At 45.4% G+C, this 2,956-nt stretch carries 3 protein-coding genes; 2 read left to right on the plus strand and 1 reads right to left on the minus strand.

All coding sequences use genetic code 11. The features are described from left to right. Positions 1 to 5: 5 nt before the first annotated feature. Entirely contained in the window at positions 6 to 1,412 is a 1,407-nt protein-coding gene (gene luxO, locus CAG69_RS13075) for a quorum-sensing sigma-54 dependent transcriptional regulator LuxO (protein WP_005396653.1), read from the plus strand. Further along, positions 1,409 to 1,753, plus strand: a complete 345-nt coding sequence (gene luxU / locus CAG69_RS13080) for a quorum-sensing phosphorelay protein LuxU (protein WP_012841577.1) — start codon at positions 1,409 to 1,411, stop codon at positions 1,751 to 1,753. The genes luxO and luxU overlap by 4 nt, the downstream gene beginning before the upstream one ends. 112 nt (positions 1,754 to 1,865) lie before the next feature. On the opposite strand, the gene CAG69_RS13085 is transcribed toward luxU, so the two are convergent. Beyond that, positions 1,866 to 2,762, minus strand: a complete 897-nt coding sequence (locus CAG69_RS13085; protein ID WP_006742807.1) for a YvcK family protein — start codon at positions 2,760 to 2,762, stop codon at positions 1,866 to 1,868. Positions 2,763 to 2,956 lie beyond the last annotated feature (194 nt).

Genomic DNA, 2,956 nt, shown 5'->3' on the forward strand with positions numbered 1-2,956 from the left:
AGGTTATGCAACAAAAATCTGAAGGTCCTAAATCTCGTTACCTTTTAATGGTTGAGGATACCGCATCCGTTGCGGCACTGTACCGCTCATACCTGACACCGCTTGGTATAGATATCAATATTGTCGGTACAGGTAGGGATGCCATTGAAAGTCTCAACCATAGAATTCCAGATCTTATTCTGCTCGATCTTCGTCTGCCAGATATGACGGGGATGGACGTTTTACACGCTGTAAAAAAGAGTCATCCAGACGTACCTATTATTTTTATGACCGCTCACGGTTCTATCGATACCGCGGTAGAAGCAATGCGTCATGGCTCTCAAGACTTTTTGATCAAACCGTGTGAAGCAGACCGTTTACGTGTCACGGTTAACAATGCGATTCGTAAAGCGACTAAGCTAAAAAACGAGGCTGATAACCCGGGAAATCAAAGTTATCAAGGCTTTATTGGCAGTAGTCAAACAATGCAACAGGTTTACCGCACGATTGATTCAGCAGCGAGCAGTAAAGCGAGTATCTTCATCACTGGTGAAAGTGGTACGGGTAAAGAGGTATGTGCCGAGGCAATCCATGCGGCAAGCAAGCGTGGTGACAAGCCTTTTATTGCGATTAACTGTGCTGCAATTCCAAAAGATTTGATTGAGAGTGAGCTGTTTGGTCACGTGAAAGGTGCTTTTACTGGCGCAGCAAATGATCGTCAGGGTGCAGCGGAATTAGCGGATGGTGGCACACTTTTCCTTGATGAACTGTGTGAGATGGACTTAGATTTGCAAACCAAATTGCTGCGATTTATTCAAACTGGCACGTTCCAAAAAGTGGGCTCATCAAAAATGAAGAGCGTGGATGTTCGCTTTGTTTGTGCAACTAACCGTGACCCATGGAAAGAGGTACAAGAAGGTCGATTCCGTGAAGATTTGTACTATCGTTTGTATGTCATTCCTTTGCATTTGCCGCCTTTACGTGAACGAGGTGAAGATGTCATTGAAATTGCATACTCACTGTTAGGCTATATGTCGCACGAAGAAGGAAAAAGCTTCGTACGTTTTGCGCCTGATGTAATCGACCGATTTAATAGCTATGAGTGGCCTGGCAACGTTCGTCAGTTACAAAACGTGCTGCGCAATATCGTTGTTCTTAACAACGGTAAAGAAATCACGTTGGATATGTTACCGCCACCGCTGAATCAACCGCTTGACCGTCCGTCTTCTGTGGCGAAATTCATTGAGCCGAAAGTGATGACTGCGTCTGAGATTATGCCGTTGTGGATGACAGAAAAAATGGCGATAGAGCAAGCGATTGAAGCGTGTGATGGCAATATCCCCCGAGCGGCGGGATACCTTGATGTCAGTCCGTCGACGATTTACCGCAAGTTACAGGCTTGGAATGGCAAGGAAGAGCGGCAAAAAGTATGAGTGTGAATGTATTAAATCAGCAAAAAATCGATGAACTGTCGATGGAGATTGGCAGTGATAATGTTCCTGTTTTACTCGATATTTTCTTAGGGGAGATGGATACCTACATCGAGAATTTATCTCAGTTTCAAGGGACAGAGCGATTGCGTTACCTAAAAGAAATCAGTCACGCGTTAAAAAGCAGTGCAGCGAGCTTTGGAGCAGACCGTCTTTGTCAATTGGCGATGTCGATAGATAAAAAAGCCAAAGCAGGTGAGTTAGCTGAAGAGTCAGACGAGTTAAAAACGATGTTCGATCTTTTGCACGAAACACGCGACGCTTATCGTGATTGGCAGCAGTAATGCATTGTTCTGATGAGGCTCTTACACAAAACCCTTCACGTACGTGAAGGGTTTTTTCATTGTTGACAGCGAGTAAACTTGAAGCTATCCCCTAGCTTTAGAGGGCGTTTTTTTAAATCGAAAGCCTTAGCTGGCTTTCAATAGCGAGCTTGAGTTTATCTCGGTCGTGACGCCAATCTCGGTTCGACGAAGCTAACGATTCCGTCACTACATTCCACTGGCTCAAGACTTCTTGCTCGGTTTCCTCTGCTAGAACCACGTCTATCTTCCTACCTTGGCAGGCACGCTCACACCATTCTAATTTTTGTGCCATGGTCATTCGTCCGGCTGGGCCGTACTCCGGGCTCAAGTTGGCAACGAAAATGACTTTTGCTTTCTCATTGGCGGCAATGGCTTTGCCGAGCTCAGGCAACAGCAAAGGAGGCATGATGCTGGTTAAAAAGCTGCCAGGACCAAGAATAATAGCGTCTGCTTCTGCCAGTGCAGTCACTGCTTCTTTAGTTGCAGGAACTTCTGGTGATAGATCGAGACGGCGTAAATCGGTGTCCATCTCGTCTACATTCGTTTCTCCCGTGACCCACTTTCCATCCACGGATAACGCGGAAAGATCGGAAGGGTGTTCAGACATAGGAAGAATGTTAACGTCGACTTTTAACATGTTTCGAATCAGATTGATGGCATCTAACGGTCTGACCGATAAGTTATCGAGCGCTGTGAGCATCAAGTTACCGAGGTTATGACCATCAAGCTCGCCAGTACCTTTGAAGCGATATTCAAACATCATTGAACTGATCGACGGCTCTGTGATCAGCTGATTAATGCAGTTCCGTGTGTCGCCCCAGGCGATTCCACCTTGGCAGTGACGAATTCTTCCTGTTGAGCCACCATTGTCTGTTGTGGCGACAATGCCAGTTGCATTGCCGCCAAAATCCCGTAGTGCGGCCAACATTCGACCTAAGCCATGACCACCGCCAACAGCGACCACTTTTTTATCCGTGTAGATATTCATTACGTTCTTCTAATAATCTTTTAAAAAACGGCTACAATTTATCTTAAGGAGTGCTTGAAAGGTACTCACTTAGCGGTAAATTGTGTCTCTAGAGAGTTTTTTATCACTCAAGTCTGGATTCCAGTACAAATATTAAGTATTTTACACCGCAAAGCTATCAGAGGTTTCATATCTCTGGTTGCCATAACTCCGAG

It is taken from the genome of Vibrio sp. V43_P6S15P86 (assembly GCF_009904725.1).
Lineage (GTDB): Bacteria > Pseudomonadota > Gammaproteobacteria > Enterobacterales > Vibrionaceae > Vibrio > Vibrio diabolicus.

Coding starts and splice junctions, on each gene's coding strand:
- luxO (WP_005396653.1), top strand. CDS start 6: ATGCAACAAAAATCTGAAGGTCCTAAATCTCGTTACCTTTTAATGGTT.
- luxU (WP_012841577.1), top strand. CDS start 1,409: ATGAGTGTGAATGTATTAAATCAGCAAAAAATCGATGAACTGTCGATG.
- CAG69_RS13085 (WP_006742807.1), bottom strand. CDS start 2,762: ATGAATATCTACACGGATAAAAAAGTGGTCGCTGTTGGCGGTGGTCAT.